At 46.5% G+C, this 22,551-nt stretch carries 22 protein-coding genes; 6 read left to right on the top strand and 16 right to left on the bottom strand.

Annotation, left to right across the window (positions count from 1 at the left end; all coding sequences use genetic code 11):
* Window positions 1-83: 83 nt before the first annotated feature.
* The 5 genes from xylB to FXY30_RS02590 all read right to left on the bottom strand — a co-directional run bounded on the left by xylB (window position 84) and on the right by FXY30_RS02590 (window position 6,666).
* Window positions 84-1,544: a xylulokinase gene (gene xylB, locus FXY30_RS02610; protein WP_071705180.1), complete on the bottom strand. Its 1,461-nt coding sequence runs from the start codon at window positions 1,542-1,544 to the stop codon at window positions 84-86.
* A gap of 89 nt (window positions 1,545-1,633) precedes the next feature.
* On the bottom strand, window positions 1,634-2,959 hold the full coding sequence (gene xylA, locus FXY30_RS02605) for a xylose isomerase (protein ID WP_071705179.1): 1,326 nt from the start codon (window positions 2,957-2,959) through the stop codon (window positions 1,634-1,636).
* A 165-nt stretch (window positions 2,960-3,124) separates the two neighbouring features.
* Entirely contained in the window at window positions 3,125-4,561 is a 1,437-nt protein-coding gene (gene nhaC, locus FXY30_RS02600) for a Na+/H+ antiporter NhaC (protein ID WP_071705178.1), read from the bottom strand.
* Entirely contained in the window at window positions 4,558-5,721 is a 1,164-nt protein-coding gene (locus FXY30_RS02595) for a MalY/PatB family protein (protein ID WP_071705177.1), read from the bottom strand. Before FXY30_RS02595 ends, nhaC begins: the two co-directional genes overlap by 4 nt.
* A gap of 15 nt (window positions 5,722-5,736) precedes the next feature.
* The gene (locus FXY30_RS02590) at window positions 5,737-6,666 is read right to left on the bottom strand and encodes an aldose epimerase family protein (protein ID WP_071705176.1); all 930 of its coding nucleotides are present in this window, start codon (window positions 6,664-6,666) and stop codon (window positions 5,737-5,739) included.
* A gap of 170 nt (window positions 6,667-6,836) precedes the next feature.
* Between FXY30_RS02590 and FXY30_RS02585 the strand changes: the two genes are divergently transcribed.
* The gene (locus FXY30_RS02585) at window positions 6,837-7,958 is read left to right on the top strand and encodes an ROK family transcriptional regulator (RefSeq protein ID WP_071705175.1); all 1,122 of its coding nucleotides are present in this window, start codon (window positions 6,837-6,839) and stop codon (window positions 7,956-7,958) included.
* A gap of 11 nt (window positions 7,959-7,969) precedes the next feature.
* On the opposite strand, the gene FXY30_RS02580 is transcribed toward FXY30_RS02585, so the two are convergent.
* The 4 genes from FXY30_RS02580 to FXY30_RS02565 form a co-directional block, all read right to left on the bottom strand.
* Complete coding sequence (locus FXY30_RS02580) at window positions 7,970-8,485, bottom strand: helix-turn-helix domain-containing protein (RefSeq protein ID WP_071705174.1); 516 nt, start codon at window positions 8,483-8,485, stop codon at window positions 7,970-7,972.
* A gap of 153 nt (window positions 8,486-8,638) precedes the next feature.
* Window positions 8,639-9,298 carry an SIMPL domain-containing protein gene (locus FXY30_RS02575; RefSeq protein ID WP_071705173.1) on the bottom strand — a complete coding sequence of 220 codons (660 nt, stop codon included), beginning with the start codon at window positions 9,296-9,298 and terminating at the stop codon, window positions 8,639-8,641.
* Window positions 9,277-10,725 (bottom strand): sensor histidine kinase, encoded by a 1,449-nt coding sequence (locus FXY30_RS02570; protein ID WP_071705172.1) that lies wholly within the window; start codon window positions 10,723-10,725, stop codon window positions 9,277-9,279. The genes FXY30_RS02575 and FXY30_RS02570 overlap by 22 nt, the downstream gene beginning before the upstream one ends.
* Before the next feature lies 1 nt (window position 10,726).
* The gene (locus FXY30_RS02565; RefSeq protein WP_071705171.1) at window positions 10,727-11,434 is read right to left on the bottom strand and encodes a response regulator transcription factor; all 708 of its coding nucleotides are present in this window, start codon (window positions 11,432-11,434) and stop codon (window positions 10,727-10,729) included.
* 144 nt (window positions 11,435-11,578) lie between these two features.
* On the opposite strand from FXY30_RS02565, the gene FXY30_RS02560 reads away from it, so the two are divergent.
* From FXY30_RS02560 to FXY30_RS02550, 3 genes are read left to right on the top strand one after another with little or no spacing between them, the layout of a single operon-like run.
* Window positions 11,579-12,343 (top strand): ABC transporter ATP-binding protein, encoded by a 765-nt coding sequence (locus FXY30_RS02560; protein ID WP_071705170.1) that lies wholly within the window; start codon window positions 11,579-11,581, stop codon window positions 12,341-12,343.
* Window positions 12,340-13,065 (top strand): ABC transporter permease, encoded by a 726-nt coding sequence (locus tag FXY30_RS02555; RefSeq protein ID WP_071705169.1) that lies wholly within the window; start codon window positions 12,340-12,342, stop codon window positions 13,063-13,065. The genes FXY30_RS02560 and FXY30_RS02555 overlap by 4 nt, the downstream gene beginning before the upstream one ends.
* Window positions 13,066-13,077: 12 nt before the next feature.
* Entirely contained in the window at window positions 13,078-13,842 is a 765-nt protein-coding gene (locus FXY30_RS02550; RefSeq protein ID WP_071705168.1) for an ABC transporter permease, read from the top strand.
* A gap of 296 nt (window positions 13,843-14,138) precedes the next feature.
* Here the strand turns inward: FXY30_RS02550 and FXY30_RS02545 are convergent, their stop codons facing one another.
* The 3 genes from FXY30_RS02545 to FXY30_RS02535 all read right to left on the bottom strand — a co-directional run bounded on the left by FXY30_RS02545 (window position 14,139) and on the right by FXY30_RS02535 (window position 16,852).
* Window positions 14,139-14,888, bottom strand: coding sequence for a nucleoside phosphorylase (locus FXY30_RS02545; protein WP_071705167.1), 750 nt, complete (start codon window positions 14,886-14,888; stop codon window positions 14,139-14,141).
* Window positions 14,889-14,999: 111 nt separating this feature from the next.
* Window positions 15,000-15,485 carry an NUDIX hydrolase gene (locus FXY30_RS02540; protein WP_071705166.1) on the bottom strand — a complete coding sequence of 162 codons (486 nt, stop codon included), beginning with the start codon at window positions 15,483-15,485 and terminating at the stop codon, window positions 15,000-15,002.
* Window positions 15,486-16,525: 1,040 nt separating this feature from the next.
* A complete protein-coding gene (locus FXY30_RS02535; protein ID WP_083428152.1) occupies window positions 16,526-16,852 on the bottom strand; it encodes a cupin domain-containing protein in 327 nt (108 codons plus the stop codon).
* A gap of 183 nt (window positions 16,853-17,035) precedes the next feature.
* Between FXY30_RS02535 and FXY30_RS02530 the strand changes: the two genes are divergently transcribed.
* Together FXY30_RS02530 and FXY30_RS02525 are read left to right on the top strand one after the other, a co-directional pair.
* The gene (locus FXY30_RS02530) at window positions 17,036-17,707 is read left to right on the top strand and encodes a Crp/Fnr family transcriptional regulator (RefSeq protein ID WP_071705165.1); all 672 of its coding nucleotides are present in this window, start codon (window positions 17,036-17,038) and stop codon (window positions 17,705-17,707) included.
* A complete protein-coding gene (locus FXY30_RS02525) occupies window positions 17,700-18,068 on the top strand; it encodes a DUF488 domain-containing protein (RefSeq protein WP_071705164.1) in 369 nt (122 codons plus the stop codon). Before FXY30_RS02530 ends, FXY30_RS02525 begins: the two co-directional genes overlap by 8 nt.
* 133 nt (window positions 18,069-18,201) lie before the next feature.
* Here the strand turns inward: FXY30_RS02525 and FXY30_RS02520 are convergent, their stop codons facing one another.
* The 4 genes from FXY30_RS02520 to FXY30_RS02505 form a co-directional block, all read right to left on the bottom strand.
* Entirely contained in the window at window positions 18,202-19,710 is a 1,509-nt protein-coding gene (locus tag FXY30_RS02520) for a DUF438 domain-containing protein (RefSeq protein WP_071705163.1), read from the bottom strand.
* A 201-nt stretch (window positions 19,711-19,911) separates the two neighbouring features.
* Window positions 19,912-20,298, bottom strand: coding sequence for an ABC transporter permease (locus tag FXY30_RS02515; protein WP_232009040.1), 387 nt, complete (start codon window positions 20,296-20,298; stop codon window positions 19,912-19,914).
* A gap of 124 nt (window positions 20,299-20,422) precedes the next feature.
* On the bottom strand, window positions 20,423-21,175 hold the full coding sequence (locus FXY30_RS02510) for an alpha/beta hydrolase (protein ID WP_269457027.1): 753 nt from the start codon (window positions 21,173-21,175) through the stop codon (window positions 20,423-20,425).
* A 262-nt stretch (window positions 21,176-21,437) separates the two neighbouring features.
* Entirely contained in the window at window positions 21,438-21,944 is a 507-nt protein-coding gene (locus FXY30_RS02505; protein ID WP_071705160.1) for a methyltransferase family protein, read from the bottom strand.
* Window positions 21,945-22,551: the final 607 nt, after the last annotated feature.

Below are 22,551 nucleotides of genomic sequence, written 5' to 3'. Positions count from 1 at the left end.
AAGGATGATTACAGGCCTTGACAAATAAAGGGTTCCCTCGGGATTCAGAGGTAAGGGATCTCTACATTCTTTTCTTTTACCGGCTATAATCCTTTATAAAAATCCTTCAGCAATGGATACAATTGGGAGAATTTCCGGTATTTTTCCTCATAATAGGGGATTTCCTCCGGCTGTGGCGTGAATATTTCTTCAAAAGTGGCATATTGTTTTGCCACTTCACGCACAGAACGTCCTTTCTTATGCGCCATCGCCAATAAAGCTGCGCCATAACCGGGCCCGCATTCCCCTGCTGGCTTGGCAATAGGAATTTGTAGCACATTTGCGATCATTTGGCACCAAATGCGACTCTGCGCGCCGCCGCCGACGATAGAAGCTTTATTGACCGTCACGCCCATATTTTTGGCGACTGCCATACAGTCTCGAAGAGAAAAGGCAACGCCCTCATAAATCGCATAGATCATCTGTTCCCAGTTGGAACGCGACGACAGTCCGAGAAAACCGGCCCGCACATCTTCATCATTGAGCGGCGACCGCTCGCCCATCAAGTAGGGCATAAAATAGAGCGGATGATGCCGCACCGATTCTTCCGTGGACAAAGAGGTGTTTTCGGGGCGCTGCAACACATTGCCCATCCACCATTTATAACAGGATGCGGCGGAAAGCGTACAGCCCATCAAATGAAACTTCCCGGCGGCATCCGCAAAGGCGTGCAGACTTGCGTGTTCATCCTGCAAAAAACGGTTCGTCGGCATAAAAATCGTTCCGCTCGTACCAAGCGAAATATTGCAATCCCCTTCTTCAACAACCCCGACCGATACCGCCGCTGCCGCGTTGTCTCCCGCGCCCGCAACGATATCCGGGGCTTTGTCCAGCCCCCATAAAGTACACCACTCATCCCGCAGCTTGCCTACACAATCTCCGCTTTCATGCAGCGTGGGCAACTGCGATGGTCGCACACCGCAAAAGTCACACATCCTTTTTGACCATTTTCGTTGTGCAACATTTAAAAGAAGCGTTCCCGACGCATCCGAATAATCCGTGGAAAATTCACCGGACAAACGATAGAGAATATAGTCCTTCGGCAGCAGGATGTGTTCGATTTTTGCAAACCGCTCCGGTTCATGCGTTCGCATCCACAGCAACTTAGGCGCGGTAAAGCCGGCATACGCAATATTCCCAGTCTCTTTTAAGAGCACCTCTTTTCCCAACTCCGTGTTTAAGATCGCCGTCTCTTTTGCGGTACGTGTATCGTTCCACAAAATAGCCGGGCGAATTACCTCCCCGCGGACGTCCAACGCCACCAATCCGTGCATCTGTCCACCAAATCCGATGGCATCCAGTCCCGTAAACACCTCTGCGTCCACAATCTCCTGCATCCCCTGGCGGATGGCGTCCCACCAGTCCTCCGGATTTTGTTCCGCCCAGCCTTCTTCTGGATAGCAAATCGGATAGTCTTTGGTGATGGATAGGAGAATTCTTGCCTCTTCATCGATATAGCTGATTTTTACTGCTGACGTACCGAGATCAATACCTACATATCCCATAAAAACCTCTCTTTATTAAAACCTCTTCTCAAAATTCATACAGCGGCGAACCGTGGAAAAGTTTCGCCGCTGTAATGGGATGAAGTATCTTATTCCATTTTTCCGTCCAGCAGAATTGTGTTGACAACGCCCTCCAAATACTCCTGACGCCCGCTGGAAAGTGTCGGTTCGCCATTCTTCAAGGCGTAGGTTTCTAATTCTTCAAAATTGGTCTCATTCTTCCGAATTTTTTCGCCAATGCCTTCTTGGTAGCTGGCGTATTTCTTTTCTACAAACGCATCGACACGCCCGTCCTCAATCAGCTGCTGCGCCTTGATCAGACCGAAAGCAAACGAATCCATGCCCAAGATATACGCATAGGCAATATCTTCCGGTGTAAAGGACGGACGACGCACCTTCGCATCAAAATTCAATCCACCGTTCGTGAATCCGCCCGCTTTCAAAATTTCATACATGGCAAGCGTGGTGTCATACACATTGGACGGGAATTGATCGGTGTCCCAACCCAGCAGCAAATCCCCCTGATTCGCATCTACGGAACCGAAAACACCGAAGGTGCGCGCCATCCGCAACTCATGCTGGAATGTATGACCTGCCAAGGTCGCATGATTCGCTTCAACATTGATGCGAAAATCCTGCATCAGGTCGTATTTTTCAAGAAAAGCGACGCAGGAAGCGACATCAAAATCGTATTGATGCTTCGTCGGTTCCTTCGGCTTGGGCTCGATGTAAAAATCGCCGTCATAGCCCTTGCTACGCGCGTAGCGAACGGCCATTTTCAGCATCCGAGCATAATTATCAAGTTCAAGCTCTACATCGGTATTGAGAAGCGTTTCATAGCCTTCGCGACCGCCCCAAAATACATATCCCTTTCCGCCCAATTCCATCGTCACGTCGATTGCATTTTTAACCTGCGTCGCTGCCCAGGCAAAGACATCCGCCTCACAAGAAGTCGCTCCGCCGTGCATAAATCGGGGATTGGTGAAACAATTGGAGGTTCCCCAGAGCAGTTTTACCGGCGTGTCCTGCATCTTTTCCTTCACATAGGCAACCATTTCTTTCAGGTTCTCGTTACGCTCTTGCAGGCTGTTGCCTTCCGGTGCAAGATCCGCATCATGAAAACAAAAATATTCAATGCCCAACTTGTCCATGAAATCAAACGCGGCATCCGCTCTTGCTTTTGCTAATTCCATCGGATCCGTTTTTCCCCCATAGCTACGGTCCATGGTGTTTATGCCGAACGGATCCTGCCCGCCCGCAACCAAGGTATGCCACCAGGAAAGGGCAAATTTCAAATGCTCTTTCATCTTCTTGCCCGCAATGATGCGGTCCGCATCATAGTATTTGAAGGCAAACGGATTGGTTGATTTGCTGCCTTCATACTGCACTTTCGGTACATTTTCAAAAAATTTCATAGATTCCCTCTTTCTTCTTTATTCCGCCACGTTGCGCCACTTGGAAACAATATCGAAAACAACGGCAACCGCCAATATAACCTCTTGTTTTCCTGCGGAAAGCCCACTTTTCCTTCTATAAAAAGCTCGGAACTGCTTAGCTCCGAGCTTTCAATCACCGGTCTTCTATTTGGTCTCTTCCGCTTCAAACGTCTTCGGGTCAATTTTTGTAATGCCGATGCCTGTCGCCGCCCAGATCAACGCAAAGATCATGCCGCTGTAATTCAGAATCGCGAAGGGCAGGTAACTCAAGGTCGGCACGCCCAGCGTCGTCGCCATATAGGCGCCGGCGGCCGTCCACGGAATCAAGCACTCCGTGCAGGTCACAGAATCCTCAAGGGTTCGGGAGAGTACTTTGGGATGCAACCCACGCTGGATATAAGCGGAGCGAAACGCTTCGCCCGGCATCAGGATGGACACCTGCCCGTTGCTGGTCACGCCCGTCGTTACGAGACAAGTGATGATGGTCGCCCCGACCAACTGGAAGGTGTTGTGAATCTTCGTCAGCAATTTCGAGATCAAAACATCCAATGCACCGGTGACCGTCATCGTCCCGGCAAAGGAAATGGCGCAGACGGCAATCAATAAGGTATTCATCATTGCCATCATGCCGCCGCGATGCAACAGACGGATCAAGTCGGGAGAAACCGCCGCCTCGTCGAAGCCCAGCATGGAAACATTAAATCCGTTCAGCGTCGTTTCGACGATGCTTTGCAGACTTGCCCCTTGGAAAATCGCCGCATTGATCAAGGCAACCACTGATGCTGCAAGCATGACCGGAATCGTCGGCTTGCGCGTCGCCGACCCAATCAAAACGATCAGTAAGGGAACGAGGAAAAACAGGTTCCACGAATACATGGAGTCCAACGTTCCGGTGAGGACCTGAACGGTTTCCGGAACGCCCACATTCGCCGTCGTGCTGACGTGCCCCAAAATCGTATATACAATGCAGGATAAAACGGCGGCAGCTCCCGTCGTCCATAACTGATTGTACACATGTTGATAAAGATCCACTCCACAAACAGCAGAAGCCAGGTTCGTCGTGTCCGACAGCGGGGACAGCTTATCACCGAAGTACGCTCCCGATACCACCGCGCCGGCCACCAACGCCAGATTGGCATTCATGCCGATGGCCACGCCCATAAAGGCTACGCCAATCGTACCTGCTGAACCCCAAGAAGTTCCGGTCATCACCGAAACGATGGCAGAAACCACAAACGCGGTCAGCGCCAAATACTGCGGACTAATCAGCTTCAGGCCGTAATAAATGAGCATGGGAATGGTACCGCCCAGCATCCACGAGCCAATCATGAAGCCGACAATGACTAAAATGAGCAATGCGCCCCAAACTTTAGCGATTTTCTCGGAAATTTCCTCCATAATTTCATCATAACTGTAGCCAAGATGAATCGCCATTGCCCCCGAAACAACCGCCGCCAAAACGATGAGCGGCTCCGCCGGAAGTCCCAACAGTCCGATGCCGATGCCGAGTATGACAAGCATCCCTAAAATAGGGACCAATGCCTGAGCGACAGTAGGCTTTCTTTTTACTCTTCCCTTCATTTTCGTATACCCTCCACACATTTTTTGATTCGCGTCAACGCCTCTTTGAACATTACCGGCGGCTGCGCCAGGTTGATGCGGAAAAATCCGCGGCCTTCTTCTCCATAGCTTCCTCCCATCGAACAGGCGACTTTTCCCTTGTGAAGCAACGTATCATTCCAGACATCCTCGGCAATGCCGAGTGCGGAATAATCCACCCACAAAAGAAAAGTTCCTTCCCCCGGAATCGCCTTGCAGGGGGCGCATTCCTGATCAAGAAAAGCAAGCGCAAACTTTCGATTTTCCAATATCACCTGTTTGGCAAGGGCAAGCCACTCTTCCCCTTCGCCGTAAGCCGCTTCCACGGCGGGGTTGCAAAAATAATTCGGATTATGGAACCCGGCGCTGCGCAGGCAATGTATAAATTTCTCGCGCAACGCTTGGTTCTTAATGACCATGCTTGCTGCTTCAATGCCCGGAATATTAAATGTTTTGGAAGCGGACGTGCCGATGATCATCTGGTCATATTCCTCAAAAAACTGTCCGAAACCGGTGAACGCACCCTCCCAGATAAAATCGGCATGTACCTCATCGGAAACGATCAGCACGTCATTTTCTTTGCACAACCGGACCATTTTCCGCACCTCTTCCTCCGTCCAGACGCGCCCGGTCGGATTGTGCGGAGAAACTGCGATAAACACTTTAACACCGCTTTGTAGCTTCTTCTCAAAATCTTCAAAATCAATGACATAGCGGTTCGCTTCCCGCACGAGGGAAGAGGCCACGATCTTCCGATCATTCAAACGAATGGCACCCTGGATCGGATCATATAGCGGCGTTGTAATGAGAATCGAATCGCCTGGGTTCGTATAATTTTGAACAATCTGACACAGCGCATTGATAATGCGAGGACAATAGACAATCCATTCGCGCTCCGGCATCCAGTGATAGTGCTTCCGGATCCACTGTTGGGTGAGGTCAATGTAGCGATCACTCACATTTGTATAGCCATAAATGCCGTGATTTGCCGCAGTGATAATGGTCCGCGTAATTTCCGGGGCAACCCGAAAATCCATGTCCGCGACGGTTAAAGAAAGAACGTCTTTTTCGCCTGTGTTTTCAATCAGTTCGTCCCACTTGGCACAATCGGTGTGCCTACGATCCACTGGATTTTGAAACATCGGTTTCCTCCTTGGTTATTGCGCCTTTTGTGAAAAGGCATAGACATTCTTCTGGTAAAAGGGATGCTTTTCGTCGTACACCGGCTGCGCAAAATAGGGAACGTTGATACTGTTGGGTGTGTATTGCGGCTCAATGCAAATCGCCGCAAACGGACTACGTTTTCCCTGCCACATAAAATTTCCCGCGGTATAGAGTTGGAAAGCGGACGCGGTGGATGAAACACGGAGAGAGAGATCTTCCGCGCGAATGACAGCCATCGGAGAAAGGCCGGACGTAGTGCACACGAAGTTGTGATCATAGCCCCCGCAGTCCTTCGGGTTTTCCGACAGCGCGGCGCGCAACGTACGCGCCTTGCGAAAATCAAAACAGCTGTCTTGTACCGGTCGAATTTCTCCCGTCGGGATGCCGGTTTCCTCGAAAGGCGTATAAAAATCCGCGTACAGCTGCAGCGAATAATCCAATACGGTTTCGTTCGTATCCAGACGGAAATAGGTATGATTCGTTAAATTCAACAGCGCCGGTTCCTTCGGCTCCGCAAAATACTCCACCGACAGGCTTTCGCCCTCCAAAGTAAAAACCGCCTCATACGCACAAGGAAAAGGTTTTTCCTGTGTCGTAAAAAAACGCAGACGGTTCTCCTCTACAGCCCCCTTCCACGTGACATGATCCAATCCGTACTTGCCACTGTGTAAGTTGTTTTTTCCGTCATTGCTTTCCCACTGATGTTTCTTCCCTTCCAGGAAAAAAACACCTTGCGCCAAACGGTTGGCATTGGGGCCGATTGTCGCACACAGATAATTGACATCCTGACGATACACTTCGGGCGTCGCATACGAAAGCACCAGATTTCTGTTCAACGCTTTATGATAGATTTCCGTAATACGCGCGCCATAATCCAATACCGTAACCCGCATTTTTTCATTTTCAAGAATATAGGACTGCATGGCTACCTCTTCTTAGGCGCTCCTTGACGACATCTTACGAACGGATTAATCTATAGCTAAGCTTGTTTTAGTTATTCCGGATTCCGAACTAACTTAATAATAGACTCTGTGTTTTGTGTTGTCAAGAATACGTCGGATGCAACCCGGATAGGATCTGGTTGGAGGAATCGATGACTGAGCATGTATCCAATGAAGTAGAAATTTTAACGACACTTTATAAACATCCCAACATCTCTCGTTCTGCGTTGGCCCAAAAACTACGGCTAAACAAATCGTCGATCTCGGAGTACGCTAATCAGTTGCTGGACTGTGAGATCATCCGTGAAAACGGCACAGGCGATTCGACGACGAAAGGGGGGCGCAAGCCGATCTGCTTGGGAATCAATTATCAATACGGCCTCTGTTTGGGCATCGATCTGGCGCCGCATAAAATCACGTATGCCTTATGTGACCTACAATTAAATATCATAGATTATGGAGAACAACTCGTTGATGTGTCGAAAGAAAACGCAATGCAATACATCTCGAAAATCATCGATGCGCAGCTATCTCCAGCAAAAGCGTATAAAGGCGGTCTACTTGGGGTTGCCTTCTCCATTCATGGAATTGTTGACAAAAAAAAGATTCGTTTCACCCCAAATTACGATATTTACAAATTGGATCTTTTCCGTGCCGTTTCGACGCGGTATCCTTCGCTTCCGGTCCATCTGCTCAATGAATCCAATGCCTCTGCGCTTTGTGAAGCATACAATTCGCATGTGCGCAACCTCGTAGCGGTAAACGTTGGAAGCGGTCTCGGTGCGGGAATCATTATCGACGGGCATCTCCTACAAGGAGTAAATGGATATGCAGGGGAAATCGGGCATGTCGTAATCGTCCCCGACGGAAAGCCTTGTAACTGCGGCAATGAGGGTTGTTTTGAACAATATTGCTCGGAAGGAGCCATCCTCTCCTTCTACAATAGCATTGCGCGTACCCCCATCACCACGGTTACGGACCTTATCCACGAATATAAGCAAGGAAATGCTTGCGCCGAACAAACGATTCAGCGTGACCTCAAATATATGGCGCTGTTAATGAATCATATTATGAAAACCATAGCACCGGAGCAAATCATAATTAACAGCGACCTCGCCTACCATATCGCACCCTATACACAAATGCTCACTGATATGACCACCACCACCTACAAACAAAACATAGAAATCATCCCCTCCGTTTTTCATCACCGCTCGGTGATTCTCGGTGCCATCTATCTGGCGATTCAGGAGTTTCTACACGCCTTTGTCTGAGTTAAGCGTTCTTACTTCCTCGGTTTTGTTAATAGAATCCCAACAACCGCTCCGATGAAAGCAACCGGAGCCAATCGGACGAAGAGCCATTCAAACGCATGAAGGAATGTGCCGACGACTGCCGTTTCCGGATCATGGAAATTCCATTGCAAATAGGAACTCTCTTTCGCAATCAAAACGGCAGCGATGAGCACAAGGAGCACACCGAATGTGATAAACAGCCCATGTAAAACTCTTCGTTTCGCTTCCTTGGCGCGTGCCAGCTGCAGGTTAATGACTTCCAGTTTTTCAGAAATGACGTTCAAATCATGAAGCGGTTCCTCGGTCTCCGTCTTCGTTTCACCGAGTAAAACGCTCACAGGTGTTTCGAGAATTTCTGAGATATGGATCAGCATTTCGGAGTCGGGAACCGATAGGCCCCTCTCCCCTTTGGACACAGTCTGTCTTACCACGTATAGCTTGATCGCAAATTCCTCTTGTGACAGCCCTTTCGATTTTCTGATCGATCGAATGTTATCGCTCAACATAAGTATAACCACCTTTCTTTCGTTGTTATCCTCAGTGTAAGAACGACAGGCCGTTGCTACAAGCAACGTAGAATAACATGAACGCGTAAAAGAGATTTTTTACTCTTCTTTTCCTAAAAGCCAATGCGCAATGTCAATGCGCGCCAGCCCTTTCTATTCCATGCTCCATTCGATCGTCACGGTGTCATCCACATCAATATCGTCCGCTTCAATATCGATGTCGTAAGAGTCGTCGGGTGTGGCAAGTAAGGATTTTGTCATGAACCCCTCAACAGGGTGCGAAACGATTTGTAACTCTCCCCATGAATAATCAATGCGTTCAATCTCTCCCAGTTTCACCCCTGCGGACTCGGCCAAAATCTCCGCTTTCGCTCGAGAATCGGCAACGGCTTTCTTAAGAAGCTCGTTTTTAACATCCTCCGGATGGGAGACGGTGTAATGGATGGTAAATTCGACTTCCACGGGACAATGAGACAGTGCATACAGTGTGCGACCGAGCTGTCGATTGTCATTGGGAAACGTAATTTCGGTATGATGTTCAAACTTATAGCCTATAAATCTTCTCTTATAGTCATCGTTCTTGTCCCGATAGCTTTCATATTCGGATTGAATGGAAAAATGTTTTGTTTTGAGATCCTTTCCGAAAAGACCGGATTTTTCCAAGGATTCCTTCAATACTTTTGTCTGGTCTGCGGATTCTTGTATCGTTTTTTCATAATCCGAGTAAACGCCCTCCGCCTCGATAGCCAAGCAAATGGTATCCGGCTTAACCGAAAGGCTGCCCTTTCCGGTCACTTTGATCGTTCTTCCCATTGTTTTTCCTCCTTAAAAGTGGCTCCGTGCTCATCAATCGGTATAGTGATAGTAACAAGAAAACCACCGCATTCGCTTTTTTTTATGGCAACCGTACCATTATGCGCATCGACAATCTGCCGTACAATCAACAACCCCAAGCCATGTCGTTGTTCGGAAGTGCCGGTATCACAGAGCATATAGTGCGGCGTATGATTCAGTTGTTCCAATATTTCATCGGAAACCCCTATGCCGTCATCCGCAACACGGATAATGCTTTGGCACTGATGCACAGAAACGGATACATAGATCGTACACCCGTTTTCATTATGGATGATGCTGTTTTGTATGAGATTTGCGACAGCTCGTTTTAGTAGAACTTTATCTACGTTGCTATTACAAACGGTCAATTCCTCATCTGTCTCCCATTGTATGGAAAAGCCCTCCGGCATACCCATGTTCATAAAATCCACAACAACCTGACGAACGACGGCAACTATGTTTTCTTCTTTTTTCTGAATGGGCTGCATCGTATACTCGAGCTTGGAAGCCAGATTCAGATCCTGAATCAAATTCTTCATTCGCTCACTTTGCTTTATAATCCTCGTTGCTTTTTTACGTTCGGCTTCTGAAAGCCGAGGAGAATTTTCCAATTGTCCAGCATACCCCATAACCATGGATAGCGGGGTCCTAATATCATGGGAAACCCCTGCGATCCAATTTACCCGTGCCATCTCCTTTTTTCGTAATTGCTCTTTTTGTTTCTGCAAGATGTCGGAGGCGGCATTAATATGGGCGGATATTTCGCAAAGCGTTCCTGTTTCTGGAAGATGCACGCGCTTTCCATCGGATAAGTTCTGTATTCCCTTGGTAATCGGATTGATGGACTTAAGAAGCTTTATATTTGCCAGTAAATAGATTCCCAGAAGGAATAAAACATTAATACCGAGCACACTGAGAGCCATCTGTGGAAAATGCGAAATAAGGCTGTACTTCCAACTGGGTTGTGTATGTTTCCAAAAGCTTGTTTTGGGAAATCCTAGGACGACTACTCCCTGTGCATGGTCGCCTGTATATGTGGGATAGCCGTTAAGATAGCCCACGCTTAAATCAGCGATATCGGACACTTTATAGCGATCCGGAATCGTCGCCGGAACATTTGGCGTTTTCCATAGGACTTGGTGTGTCGCATTATCAATCAAAATCGCCCATGCGCCGGAATCGGTCAAAATCGAAGATATTTTTTCGGATAAAACGTACTTGCCGTCTGCGGACAATTGCAAAGCTGCTCCGGTTTCTCTTGCTATGTTGTAAGGAGAGGCCTCTTTATCGGGAACATTGTTAGCCATAAGTACAATAAATGCAATGACATTTAATACGACGATGCATACGGAACCGAGCAAAAAAATGCCAACAAAACGATGTATAAGCTTCGGTATGCTTGTCATACTACTTCTCCTCCACAATCAGCTTGTATCCTAATCCCTTGACGGTAATCAGCGAAACGGGCTGTGAAGGATTTCGTTCTATTTTTTCTCTAATACGTCGTATATGTGCCATTAATGAATTCTCATATCCAAATGGATTATCTCCCCATGCCGCCTCACACAATGCATCCATCGTTATAATACGCCCTGCGTTTCGGTGCAGAACGGAAAGCACGTCATGCTCCTTTGCCGTCAATGGAATATGTTCGTTATCTTTTATGACTTCCGCCGCGGAAAAATTAATCTGACTGTATTTCAGTTTCACGACCGGGCTTTCCCCTTTGTAACTTCTCCGTAAAATTGCCATGATACGAAACAGCAATTCTTTGGGAAGAAATGGCTTAACAATATAATCATCCGCGCCCAAGGCGAACCCTTTAAACAGATCGTGCTCTTCTCCACAAGCGGTAAGAAGCAAAATAGGACAATCGCTATATCGTTTTATCTGCTCCATGAGAGCAAAGCCGCTTCCATCCGGAAGCATCACATCTAAGATAGAAAATTCCGGACGGTATTTTTGTATCACTTGGATTGCCTCTTTCATGCTTTTAGCAGTCCGTATATGATGAAATCCGTATTCGTTCAGGATGGAAACGACCATATCTAAAAGTTCCTGTTCATCATCCACTAGCAGGATATTTTTTTGCAGCAAATAGCCATCGGAATTCATGATACATCCTCCTTTTCCTATATTATGCCATGTAAATAGACATTTTTTTTGCCTTCCTTGGCCAATGTAAGGTAGATGTAAGGAAGAGAGAATCTTGTCGTAAGGTTAGTGCCATATCCTATCTCCATGAAAGGAGATATTGCTATGAACCATATTGTCACAACCGAACATCTAACAAAAAAATACAAATCTTTTGTTGCGGTCAATGCAATTTCGCTGCATATTCGGAAAGGCAGCATTTACGGTTTTCTTGGTCCGAATGGAGCCGGAAAATCGACTACCATGAAAATGCTCTTAGGGCTGACCGCTCCCACAAAAGGAAACTTTACCATCGATGGGAAACAGTTCCCGAAAGATCGCATATCCATTTTAAAAGAAATCGGCTCGTTTATTGAGTCGCCGTCATTCTATGCCAATCTGACCGGACGAGAAAATCTTGACATCATCCGTCGTATTTTAGGATTACCACAAAGTGCTGTGGAAGATGCCTTAGAACTAGTACGTCTTTCCGAGTTTGGCGATCGTCTTGCAAAGCACTATTCTTTGGGCATGAAACAGCGGCTAGGACTCGCCGGGGCATTGCTTGGCAGACCGCCGATTTTAATTTTGGATGAGCCGACAAATGGCCTAGATCCGTCCGGCATACACGAGATTCGAAACCTGATTACATCCTTGCCGGATCTTTACGATTGTACCATCCTGATTTCTTCTCACATGCTATCGGAAATCGAGCTGATGGCAGATGACGTCGGAATACTGAATCACGGGCGCTTGTTATTCGAAGGTAGTCTGGAACAACTACGTCAACATGCCCTGCAATCCGGGTTTGCAACGGATAATTTGGAGGAGATGTTCCTATCCATGATTGAGAAAGATAATGCCGCCAGCAAGCAGAGGGCAAAACTATGAGAACTCTTGTAATCGAACTTCGAAAATGCAAGCGAACAGGCTTTATTCCTATCATGATCGCTGCAGGCATCCTAGGAGCGGTCTACGCATGTATAAATTTCATAGTGCGAAAAGATGCTTTATTACATCTGCCTCTTGCACCTATGGATATGCTTCTTACACAACTATACGGCATGATTGTGGTATTTAATATGTTCGCTCTTATCGTCGTAGCCTGCATACAATACAACATGGAATGGAAAGGCAATGCCATAAAAAAAATGTATATGCTGCCTATGCACGTTTCAACGATGTATCTATGCAAATTTTTGCTGATGACCGTTTTGCTGCTTCTGGCGGTTGGCCTTCAAAATCTCGCACTGGCAAAAATCGGGCTAACCGTTTTACCGCAAGGCACATTTGAGGCCCGTGCCCTGCTATCGTTTACAGGCTATTCCTTTATTACGTCCATGCCGGTATTGGCCTTTATGCTTTTGGTATCATCACAATTTGAAAATATTTGGATACCGCTGGGAATTGGCGTCGTAGGTTTTTTAAGCAGCATGGCGTTAGCTTCGTCCGACTGTCTACTTGTTATGGCATCTCCTTTTGTTGTAATGCTAAAACCTGCAGTTGCCATGAGTGCGCGGCCCGACAGGGTAATTGCTCTCCTATCCGTGATCGAAACCGTTCTGTTTTTCGTTTCCGGATTATGGACCGCTGCGCACCTACACTATGAATAAGGAGGGCGTAGAATGCACTTTTTTGAACTGTTGAAAATCGAATTTTTGAAAGTCAAGAGAAGTAAAATACTGCCTTTGCTTTTTGTTGCCCCTCTGCTTGTGATCGTGTCGGGCGTGGCAAGTCTTCACAGGTACTTTACTCCGGAATATACCAACGCATGGGCGGCTATGTTTATTCAAAGTGCCCTACTCTATTCGTATTATCTGCTTCCGCTCAGCATGATTGTCATTTGCGTGATGCTTGCAGGACGGGAAGCCGAGAATAATGGGATGCTAAAGATGTTGGCATTGCCAATTAGCCGACATTCGCTTTCTGCCGCCAAATTTTGTGTGCTGGTATCATATCTACTTATGGAGATCATCGTATTTCTTGTCGTCTTTGTGATAGCCGGACTTTTTGCAGCCGCCAGCTCAGGAATTATCGAGCCTCTTCCAGTGCTGTATGTACTGAAATGGTGTTGTGCGCTCTTTTTTACCATGATTCCGAGCCTAACGATCATGTGGGCGATTACGGTTCTTTCTGATAAGGCCTTCGTGACCATCGGGTTGAATATCCTTCTTGTCCTTCCCAGCATCTTAATGGCCAATACGCCGCTTTGGTTCGCCTATCCGTATTGTTACAGTGGTTACTTGGTTACTTGCTCTTTGCATGCTTTTACGACAACGGGAATTCACAACAGCTTTTCCCTTGTTCCGTTTTTGCCGTGTGCTGTTCTCCTTTTTCTATTCGTATTTTGGATTTCCATAACCTCTTTTGGAAAAAAGGAAATGCGTTGACAAGCCCGACGTTAACAATCGGCTCAAGGCTCCGGCGAACCTTGAGTCGATTTCAACGATATAATAAAGAACCATCACAAGGCAAATTCGTGCCCACCGTTTTCTGTAACGGCATCGATTCTTACGCTGCCTATTCCGCATTGTCGAAGGCCATCGCGGCGCGGCTCTGATTTTTACGTAGGCGGCGTGGGGGAATCGCCAGTCGACTTGTCTCTTTGCCCTTCATCGGAATAATAAAAGGTTGTTTATCGGAATAAAAGACTCCCCTACTTTCAATCCTTTTCGCGTCCCCTTCTTTATATCTCTAATAGTAGTTGTAACGCCAAATAGAGCTTTTGCATATCATGGTTGGCACGAGGAAGCCCCTCCACTTCATAAGAACTCTCATTTAAGACATCTCCGGGTTCGAGAAAAGGATACAGTTCAAATCCATAAAAATCACAGGCCGCCTGTACCCCGGCAAGCTCCATCTCCACGGCGATGCATCCCTCCGACTTTCGTTTTGCGACAAGCCCGCGCGTCTCCCGAAGCATCACATCCGTCGTCCAGACTTTGCCTTTCGTATAGGGAGCTTTTACTTTCTTAAAAAACGCTTCCACTTTATCGTGGTTACGGATGGTCAGATAGTCGGAAGGAGCCGCATGATAATAAGAAGCCCCCTCACCTCTATAGGCCTCAGTCGGAATGATATACTTTCCAAAAGTCTTTTCCCTGTCTAAACTTCCGCAGGAGCCGAACATAATAAATTGATTGGCACCGGTAAGCCAGTTCACTTCTACACATTGCGAAGACGCCGGAGCGGATCCTATCCTCGATAAGTAGAAGGCAAATTCTTGCCCTTTATATTCGCTTTTATATATCGGCATTGCGCCATTGCAAGAGTTTACCTTCCCGATTTCTTGGCATGCAAACTGTTCAAGCATATAGTCCAGTATGCTTTTTGAAAATGTGATCAAACATTTTTCGATTCCCTTTTTCTTTTCGCCGTAGAAATCTTTTAGGCTTATAACCGCCTCGGTATCTTTATCGTAGCTATCGATTATCATGATGTAACCTGTTACTGTAATACCTTTCCCATCCTCTAGTATCTATCCAATATCTTTGCTCTATCATACCAGCAAAGCGAAGCATGTTATACTTTCCTCTGAAACGAAACGTTACACCCTTTCATCCGTAATAATATGTGCAACACCTGTATGCGGTGTTTGAAGAAATTCTTTCATGAACGATGGATACGCATGAACTTTATCCAGTTCATCAATTGGTATCCAATACATCGTCTCTTTCACCCCGGACATGGTACGGCTTTGACTCATAAACACTCTTTTGCCCATTGGTTTCATCCAATAATAAAAGGCAAGCTCATGGAACTCGACGCCTTTCAAGCCGGAACTGCCAATGAAAAAATTCTCATGGATCAACGCCAGATGATCCACTTCATAGGAAACGCCCGTCTCTTCCAAAACTTCTCTTTTCACCGCTTCTTCGGCCGTCTCTCCCATGTGGACGGCTCCCCCTACAGAATAGAAATAATCATCTACTTCATTTCCTGCAAACAACACGCAATTGTCTTCGACGATAATGGCGGCTGCTCGATATCGAAAGGCCTTTTTTTCATTTCTAATAGCACAATCTTGTTCCATTGTTTTTGTCCTGTCCTTTTCCTGATATAGGGATTTGCTGCTTGGAAATTGTCTTATTTCTTTGCTTTGTGAATTTCGGTTACCAAAGAGTGTAGACTGCATCGTGCAAATGAGTCAATGGTTTTTTCTTGTTATGGGAAAGGGAGGGCGAATTTCTTCATTCGATCGTTGGATGTACAAATCATACGTTCCAGCATGGAATTCGTAGCGTGCGTCCCCGGCAATAGTAGTTTTGGCGTACATCCAGGAACGGTTTCGGTATGCACGACCCTAGCAAACAGGAGTTTCGTTTCTCAGCCATGGTGCGTGGCCCTGGTAAATGGTGTAGTCTAGCTCCAGACTGGGCCGCCTCCCGTGATAAACGACGAATCATAGTTTTAGACAGGGCCCGCTGCCCCTGATAAACGCCGTATTTTAACTCCAGACAGGGTCCGGCGACCCTGATAAACGGCGTATTGTAGCTTCCGACAGGGTACATGACCCTGATAAACGACGAATTTTAGCTTTAGACAGGGCCTGCCGACCCTGATAAATGGTGAATTTTGGATTCTGACAGGGTCGGCTGGCCCTGATAAAAGACGAATTTCAGCTCCAGACAGGGTCGGTCGGCCCTGATAAACGCCGAATTATAGCTCCAGACAGGGTCGGTTGACCCTGTTAAATGCCGAATTATAGCTCCAGACAGGGTCGGTTGACCCTGACAAATGACGAATTTTAACTCCAGACAGGGTACGTAACCCTGACAAATGACGAATTTTAACTCCAGACAGGGTCCGGCGACCCTGATATATGCTTAATTTTAGCTCCAGACAGGGCCTGCCGTCCCTGATAAGCGACGAATTTTAACATCAGACAGGGTCCACCGTCCCTGGTAAACGCCAAATTTTGACTTCCATCAGGGTACGCGACCCTGATGGAAGTCAAATTATAGTTCTAGCCAGGGCGCGGTAGCTCCGCCAAATGGTGAAAGGGTAAAGCCACCCAAGATAGCTGCCCGACCGATTGACCCGCTTCAATGAGATGAGCCGAAGCGGATATCGCTATTCAAACATAAGAAGAAGCGCCATCTTAAACTTCTTCGTTGCTTTAACCGCGTGCAGAGCGGCTTTTGCAAAGTGGAAATTTTCGCCTGCCTTGATCGGATGATCTTTTCCCTCGTATGAAATCATCGCTTCGCCGTCCAAGGCAAATAGCAGTGCCTCGCCAGGAGCAGTGTGCTCGGGAAGTCCCGTGCCTTCATCAAAGGCCATAAGGATACACTTCATCTTGTCATTGTGCGACACATCCATTTTGACGACCTTTCCTTCCGCATACGGTACAAGATCGACCAATTTGAAAACTTCGCCTGCTTTGATTCTTTCGTTCATAAGATCATCCTTTCTTGTTAACGCCTCCGTATAGGCCACGTATAGACCACAGTTTCTTCGGTTATCATTTCATGTGATCGTTTTTTGTATGCCATCGGCTTCTTCTTGTTTTGATTTCCCGCTTTGATTATATTAGAATGTAAGCAACAAATACGTTGCCTTGGCAACGGAATAGAGGTTTGCATGAATACTTTTTTTCTGACCACGACACAACTTTTTTATGGCATCAGTGAAAGCGAAATCAATGAGCTGCTCCTCTGTCTGGGAGCAAATGAGCGTAAATTTCAAAAGGAAGAGATCATCTTCCGGGCAGGATTACCCGTCAACGAGATCGGGCTTGTGGAATCCGGTAGCGTCAATATCGTCGTTAATTTCTACTGGGGAAATTGCAATATTTTTGCCCATGTTGGAGCAGGACAGGTGTTTGCAGAAAATTATGCCGCCATTCCCGGAAAAGAGCTCCTCTGTGAGGTCGTTGCCTGCGAAGAAACCCAAGTGCTTTTTTTAAATATGCAGAATATACTGACTACCTGCTCTCGCGCTTGTGCCTTCCATACCCGCCTCATAAAGAATATGCTTCGGATTTCCGCGCAGAAAAACCTGAATTTATCAGCTCGCATGATGCACACCGCTTCTCATTCTCTGCGGCAAAGGCTACTATCCTACTTGTCCGAGCAAGCACTGGAAAATGGAACACCACACTTTACCATCCCGTTTAATCGCCAGCAACTTGCGGACTACCTCGCTGTCAATCGCAGTTCTATGTCGAAAGAGCTGTCCAAAATGCAGGAGGAGGGACTACTGACTTATCATAAAAATAGATTTACATTGAAGGAGCCTCGCCTTTATGAATAAATTACAATGCAAGCGGATTTATGAGCCGGCCAACGAAACGGACGGTTTCCGTATTCTTGTGGATAGACTATGGCCGCGGGGCATCAAAAAAGAAAAAGCCCATATTAATTTATGGGCTAAGGAAATTGCCCCTTCAAACGAACTTCGGAAATGGTTCTCTCATGATCCGGTAAAATTCGATGCGTTTAAAAAAAGATACAGACAGGAATTGACCAGTAATCCGGCATCACAAAAATTAAGCAATCTCTGTCTACGAAAGATAAAAGATCAAAACATAACCCTTCTTTATGCCGCAAAAAACGAACAATACAATCAAGCCATCGTAATAAAAGAATGGTTAGAAGAACAGCTCCCGGATTAAAAACAGGAAAAGCAAAATCGACGACCTCGTGGAAACTCTCTAACGCAGTTGTTCTCACTGAACACGCAATCCCTGCAACAAAAGGTTCCCCACGGAATCATCTCAGCAGGGAACCTTTTGTGTTAACTCAGGCTTATTCCTTTTCTCCAAGAAAATGGGTCTTGGCAAATTCCATATCCTGCACAAGCTCAACCGTGCCTATATACTTGCCGGCAGCATCCCTTACCGCCAAATATTGGACGAGCATGGTTCGTCCGCCCTTCTTCATCCAAACCGAAACCTCATCGCGGCGGTTATTTCGGAAATCATCAATAATCTGTCGTACCATCGGTTCAATCTTCGGCGGATGGCAGGAAAACACCTCGCGGTCAATCGCCATAACGGGACGCTTGAATACCTTCGGCCCTTCGTTGAAAAAGCGATTGATGTTGTCGGCATCGACAAAAGTAATCTCCATCGGGATCGTGTTCAAAAGTGCAGTAAGTTGTTCCATGGTCAGGTGTCCGCCCGGCATAACGATCTCATCCTCTGTAGCGACCGATGCCATCGTTCCTGCGTTTTCAGCCTCTTCCCATGTTTCCTTTTCTACACCAAAGCAGGCCGCATAATCCTTGGAATCCCGATAAATACCGTACCATTCTTCTTCCGTAAAATGCGCTGCACAAATGGGAAACAAAATGTTCTGTTCTTTATAAATCATCTCCTCTGCGCGAACCAGTACGGCGTCCAGCCGGACATTCCATTCTTCGTCATGCTCTTTTTCTCTCGCAAGTACGCCCAGCTCGTCACGGATTTCATCGTCCACCGTCCACATCACATCGGAGGGGCCGGATATGCCATACTTTACCTTAAGCAGAGGATACAGCAGATCGCCCTTCTTTGCATAGTGGATGGAAAGTTCCCGAATGGAGGGAAGAAGAGAGCCATCACGCTTTTTCTTAAATTTTGCAAGCAACTGGGAAAGCGCATTGTTTTCCTTCGTCAGTGTGTACAAGGGATGCCCGATTTTTTCTCCCATCACGGCAGCGAGCCCTTGTTTATCGGTGCCATTTTGCACAGGGGCACTCTTGTCCCGAATCTTCTTTCTTACTAATGAGGCTTCCACTTCTTTTTCGGCATTGGCGATTCTCTCCTCTACCGTTGCGCCATGGAAAAGCGCCGAATGGACGTCGCAAAGGCGCTGCACCTCGGAAAGTGGTGTGCCCTCCGCCAGCAACTCCTGCTCCGCCTGCATGATCTCGGAAGCGTCGACTTCGCGGAATGCACGGACAAAGTCTGCCCTTACCTCTTCCAGATCTTCCCCTTCCCCCAGCCTTTTCAAATAGGCTTTGAGTTGTTCCGTTCTGTCCTCGGGAGAATGGCTCGCTTCTATTTCTTCCGTTTCAGCCGATACTGCAAAGGGTATCTCCGGCCTCTCACCGACAAGTTCAAAACCATGCTCCATCAAGGTCGTTACGATTTTCGTCATAGGAATGTTCTTCATCTTGGCGCCCTTTGGAATGGTCACCATCTTGCCAATCGAATGCCGCATGGCCTTTTTCGTGATCTCGGTAAAGCCGAGCTCAGCCATAATATCAATCAGTTCCGGGTATTCCTCTGTCAGTATAAAAACACTTTTATTCAAATCCAGTTTCTTTGCCATAATCACAGACTCCTTTTCTTTTTTATTTTATTTTATCCTGTGCGCACGTTCCTTTATGTTGCTATGACAACATATTTTGCAAATCGTAGCATTTCTGTAATAACGAGCGTAATGACAGTCACGCTGCGACTGCGTAGTTGAAATTTTGTTAAATCGGGGACGAATACGTGTGATATCCGATTGCTCTACTTTGATGCTGGATCAAAACAGAGTTAAAAGATATCCGTCCAGCAGCGCGACAAGAAAATACAGAACCAGCGCTCTTAGAAAAGCTTGCATGTGCTTTTGGGGATTTTGGTAGAGTTCCTTTTGCGGTATTTTTAATAGTCGAATCCGCTTGGTGTTTCTCCACCATAAGAGATCAATAACGATAAGGTCAAAGGCATTTAACGTTTCACCTAAAAAGAGCAAGCTCATAAAGTTATGCAGAAAGTTCGGCTGACGGATTCTGATTCCTAAAGCGAAAAACAAAACGGTGAAGATTAGAAAATTGGCTATCCATATGGCAAATTTGCTTGTTTCCCTATATTTTCCTCGGTATTCTTCGATCTCTCGGATTCGCTTTTGCACTTCATCCGGATAGGACATGTAATTCCTCAAATTTTTCTCGTCCGTGCCGGTGCCTAAAAAACAAAACACGAAAAATGCAGAACACAAAATGACGGTTTCCAGTAAAAGCATGGGCTTCCCATCCCTTCTTTGCGTACCTGTATTAGAATTGCAACAATGCAATCATTTCATCCTGTGCCTCTCTGCCTTCTCTAAAGAAGCGCAGCAACGGATAGCAGTGACACATCCCCTCGCCTACAATCCTCTCATGTGGAGCATCGTATTTATCCATCGCTTTTTCAAAATACTCCGCAAAAGCATATAGACATTCATTTTCACCGTAATAAAAATAGGTCTTTGGAAAATCCGAAAAGTCTCCGCATGTCCCATCCAGCATATATTCGGGCACATCTTCATTGCCCACTAGGATTTCCCTGGCGGTATGGAAGTAAGCCGGATCAAGCAGGATATCTTTTGAGTTGAGGGCTTCTATCTTTTCCCAAAGCTCTTTACTTTCAGCAGAATTCTTATTGGGAAGTCCGCCCGGAGAAACCGCAAAGATCCTGCCGGGCATGGGTAAAGGCCGGCCTAAGGCATTGTTATGTAAAAAAATTCCAAGAGCCAAGCATGCTCCTGAGGAGAAGCCCAATGCTCCTATCTTGTCCGCCTCATATGTTTTTGTCATCTTTTTATACGTTTCCAAGCAAACTTCATACGTCTTCTTTATATTCTGATCTGCTGTACAAAGGGGATAAAATAGGAACCACACATCTTTTCCTGTTTTTTCCATTATTCTTTCGGAAAGAGAAAAATCCAATTGATCCGGTCCCGTAATCATGCCTCCGCCAAAAAGATACAGCACCGCTCCTTTTGCCGGATTTTCATTTTTTTGATACGTCAGAACCCTATGTCCCATCACTTTTCGATCAAAGAGAAAATACTTTTTTCTGCGAGCCCTTTCCATCGCCTTGTCCACATCAAAAGCAGACTTTGCGTTTTGTTTCTTCGCATATTCCAAGATATCTTTCTTGGACTTTCTGAATATTTTTTTCACGCCCAAAAGTCTGACTATGCCTGCCGCGATTTTATAAGTCAAAGACATTTTTGCACCTCCGTTTTTTAATACGTGTTGAATGGAAAGATCCCTCTTCTTATCTACCTTTATGAATCCTCCGGTTCTATTCTCCGGTTCTATTCTGCTTTTTCGGCATCCACGGCCAACAACGGTTAACGCGCCTGCAATACTCCTGATAGGCGTTGCCATACCGATCCTTCAGCCATTTTTCCTCGGTATGCTTCATAAGCACCGTCAGGAGCCCCCAGTAAAGAAAAGGAAGAATGAAAAACCAGGCATTGCCAACCATGAGAAGAATTCCTGTGCAAAGAAGCATAAAAGCGGAATAAACCGGATGCCTGACCCAGGCATACACCCCCGATGTCACGAGGCGATTCCTTTTAATATTTTCATCCAGTTTCGAGACGATAACCGCCTGTATCCATATGAATGCAGACAAAATGATGAAAAGCGCACCAATGCTCATGAGCAGTGTTTGCAGAGAAGTCAGCCTCCCTGATTCCAATACAGGATGATCCCTTAAAAGCACCGCCCCAAGCGTCGGCAATAAAATGGAAACAACATACACAGGCCCTACGCCGAAAATTGGTAAATGGTCATATTTTTTCATCGCCTGTTCCCGCTTTCTTTTGTTAGTTTATGCTAACATTATATTTCTGATTTTATTCCATTTCAATAGAATATCGGAAAACGGACGAACCGATATCCTCTTGAAAAAGCGATCTTCCTCTTGCTTCGCAATGGATGTCTGCGCGCTCTATTATTGTTGGTTTCGTATAAGGTACAAAGGAAATAGCATCGCATGGGCGCCCCTGGCAAATGGTGTAATTTTAACTTGAGACAGGGTCGGTGACGCTGATAAATGACGAATTTTAGCTCCAGACAGGGTACGCGACCCTGACAAACGGCGAATTTCAGCTTTAGACAGGGTGCCGTCATCCCTGATAAATGTTAAATTTTGACTTCCATCAGGGTGTGCGACCCTGACAAACGATGAATTTTTGCTTTAGACAGGGTCCGCCGGCCCTGACAAACGACGAATTTCAACTCCAGTCAGGGTGCCGTGACCCTGATAAATATTAAATTCTGACTTCCATCAGGGTGCGCGACCCTGACAAACGGCGAATTTCAGCTCCAGACAGGGTGCCGTCATCCCTGATAAATGTTAAATTTTGACTTCCATCAGGGTGTGTGGCCCTGACAAACGGCGAATTTCA

The organism is Murdochiella vaginalis, assembly GCF_902381775.1.
GTDB classification, from domain to species: domain Bacteria; phylum Bacillota; class Clostridia; order Tissierellales; family Peptoniphilaceae; genus Murdochiella; species Murdochiella vaginalis.
The sequence above is the reverse complement of the archived record's forward strand: the minus strand, read 5'-3'. Positions and strand labels throughout refer to the sequence as shown.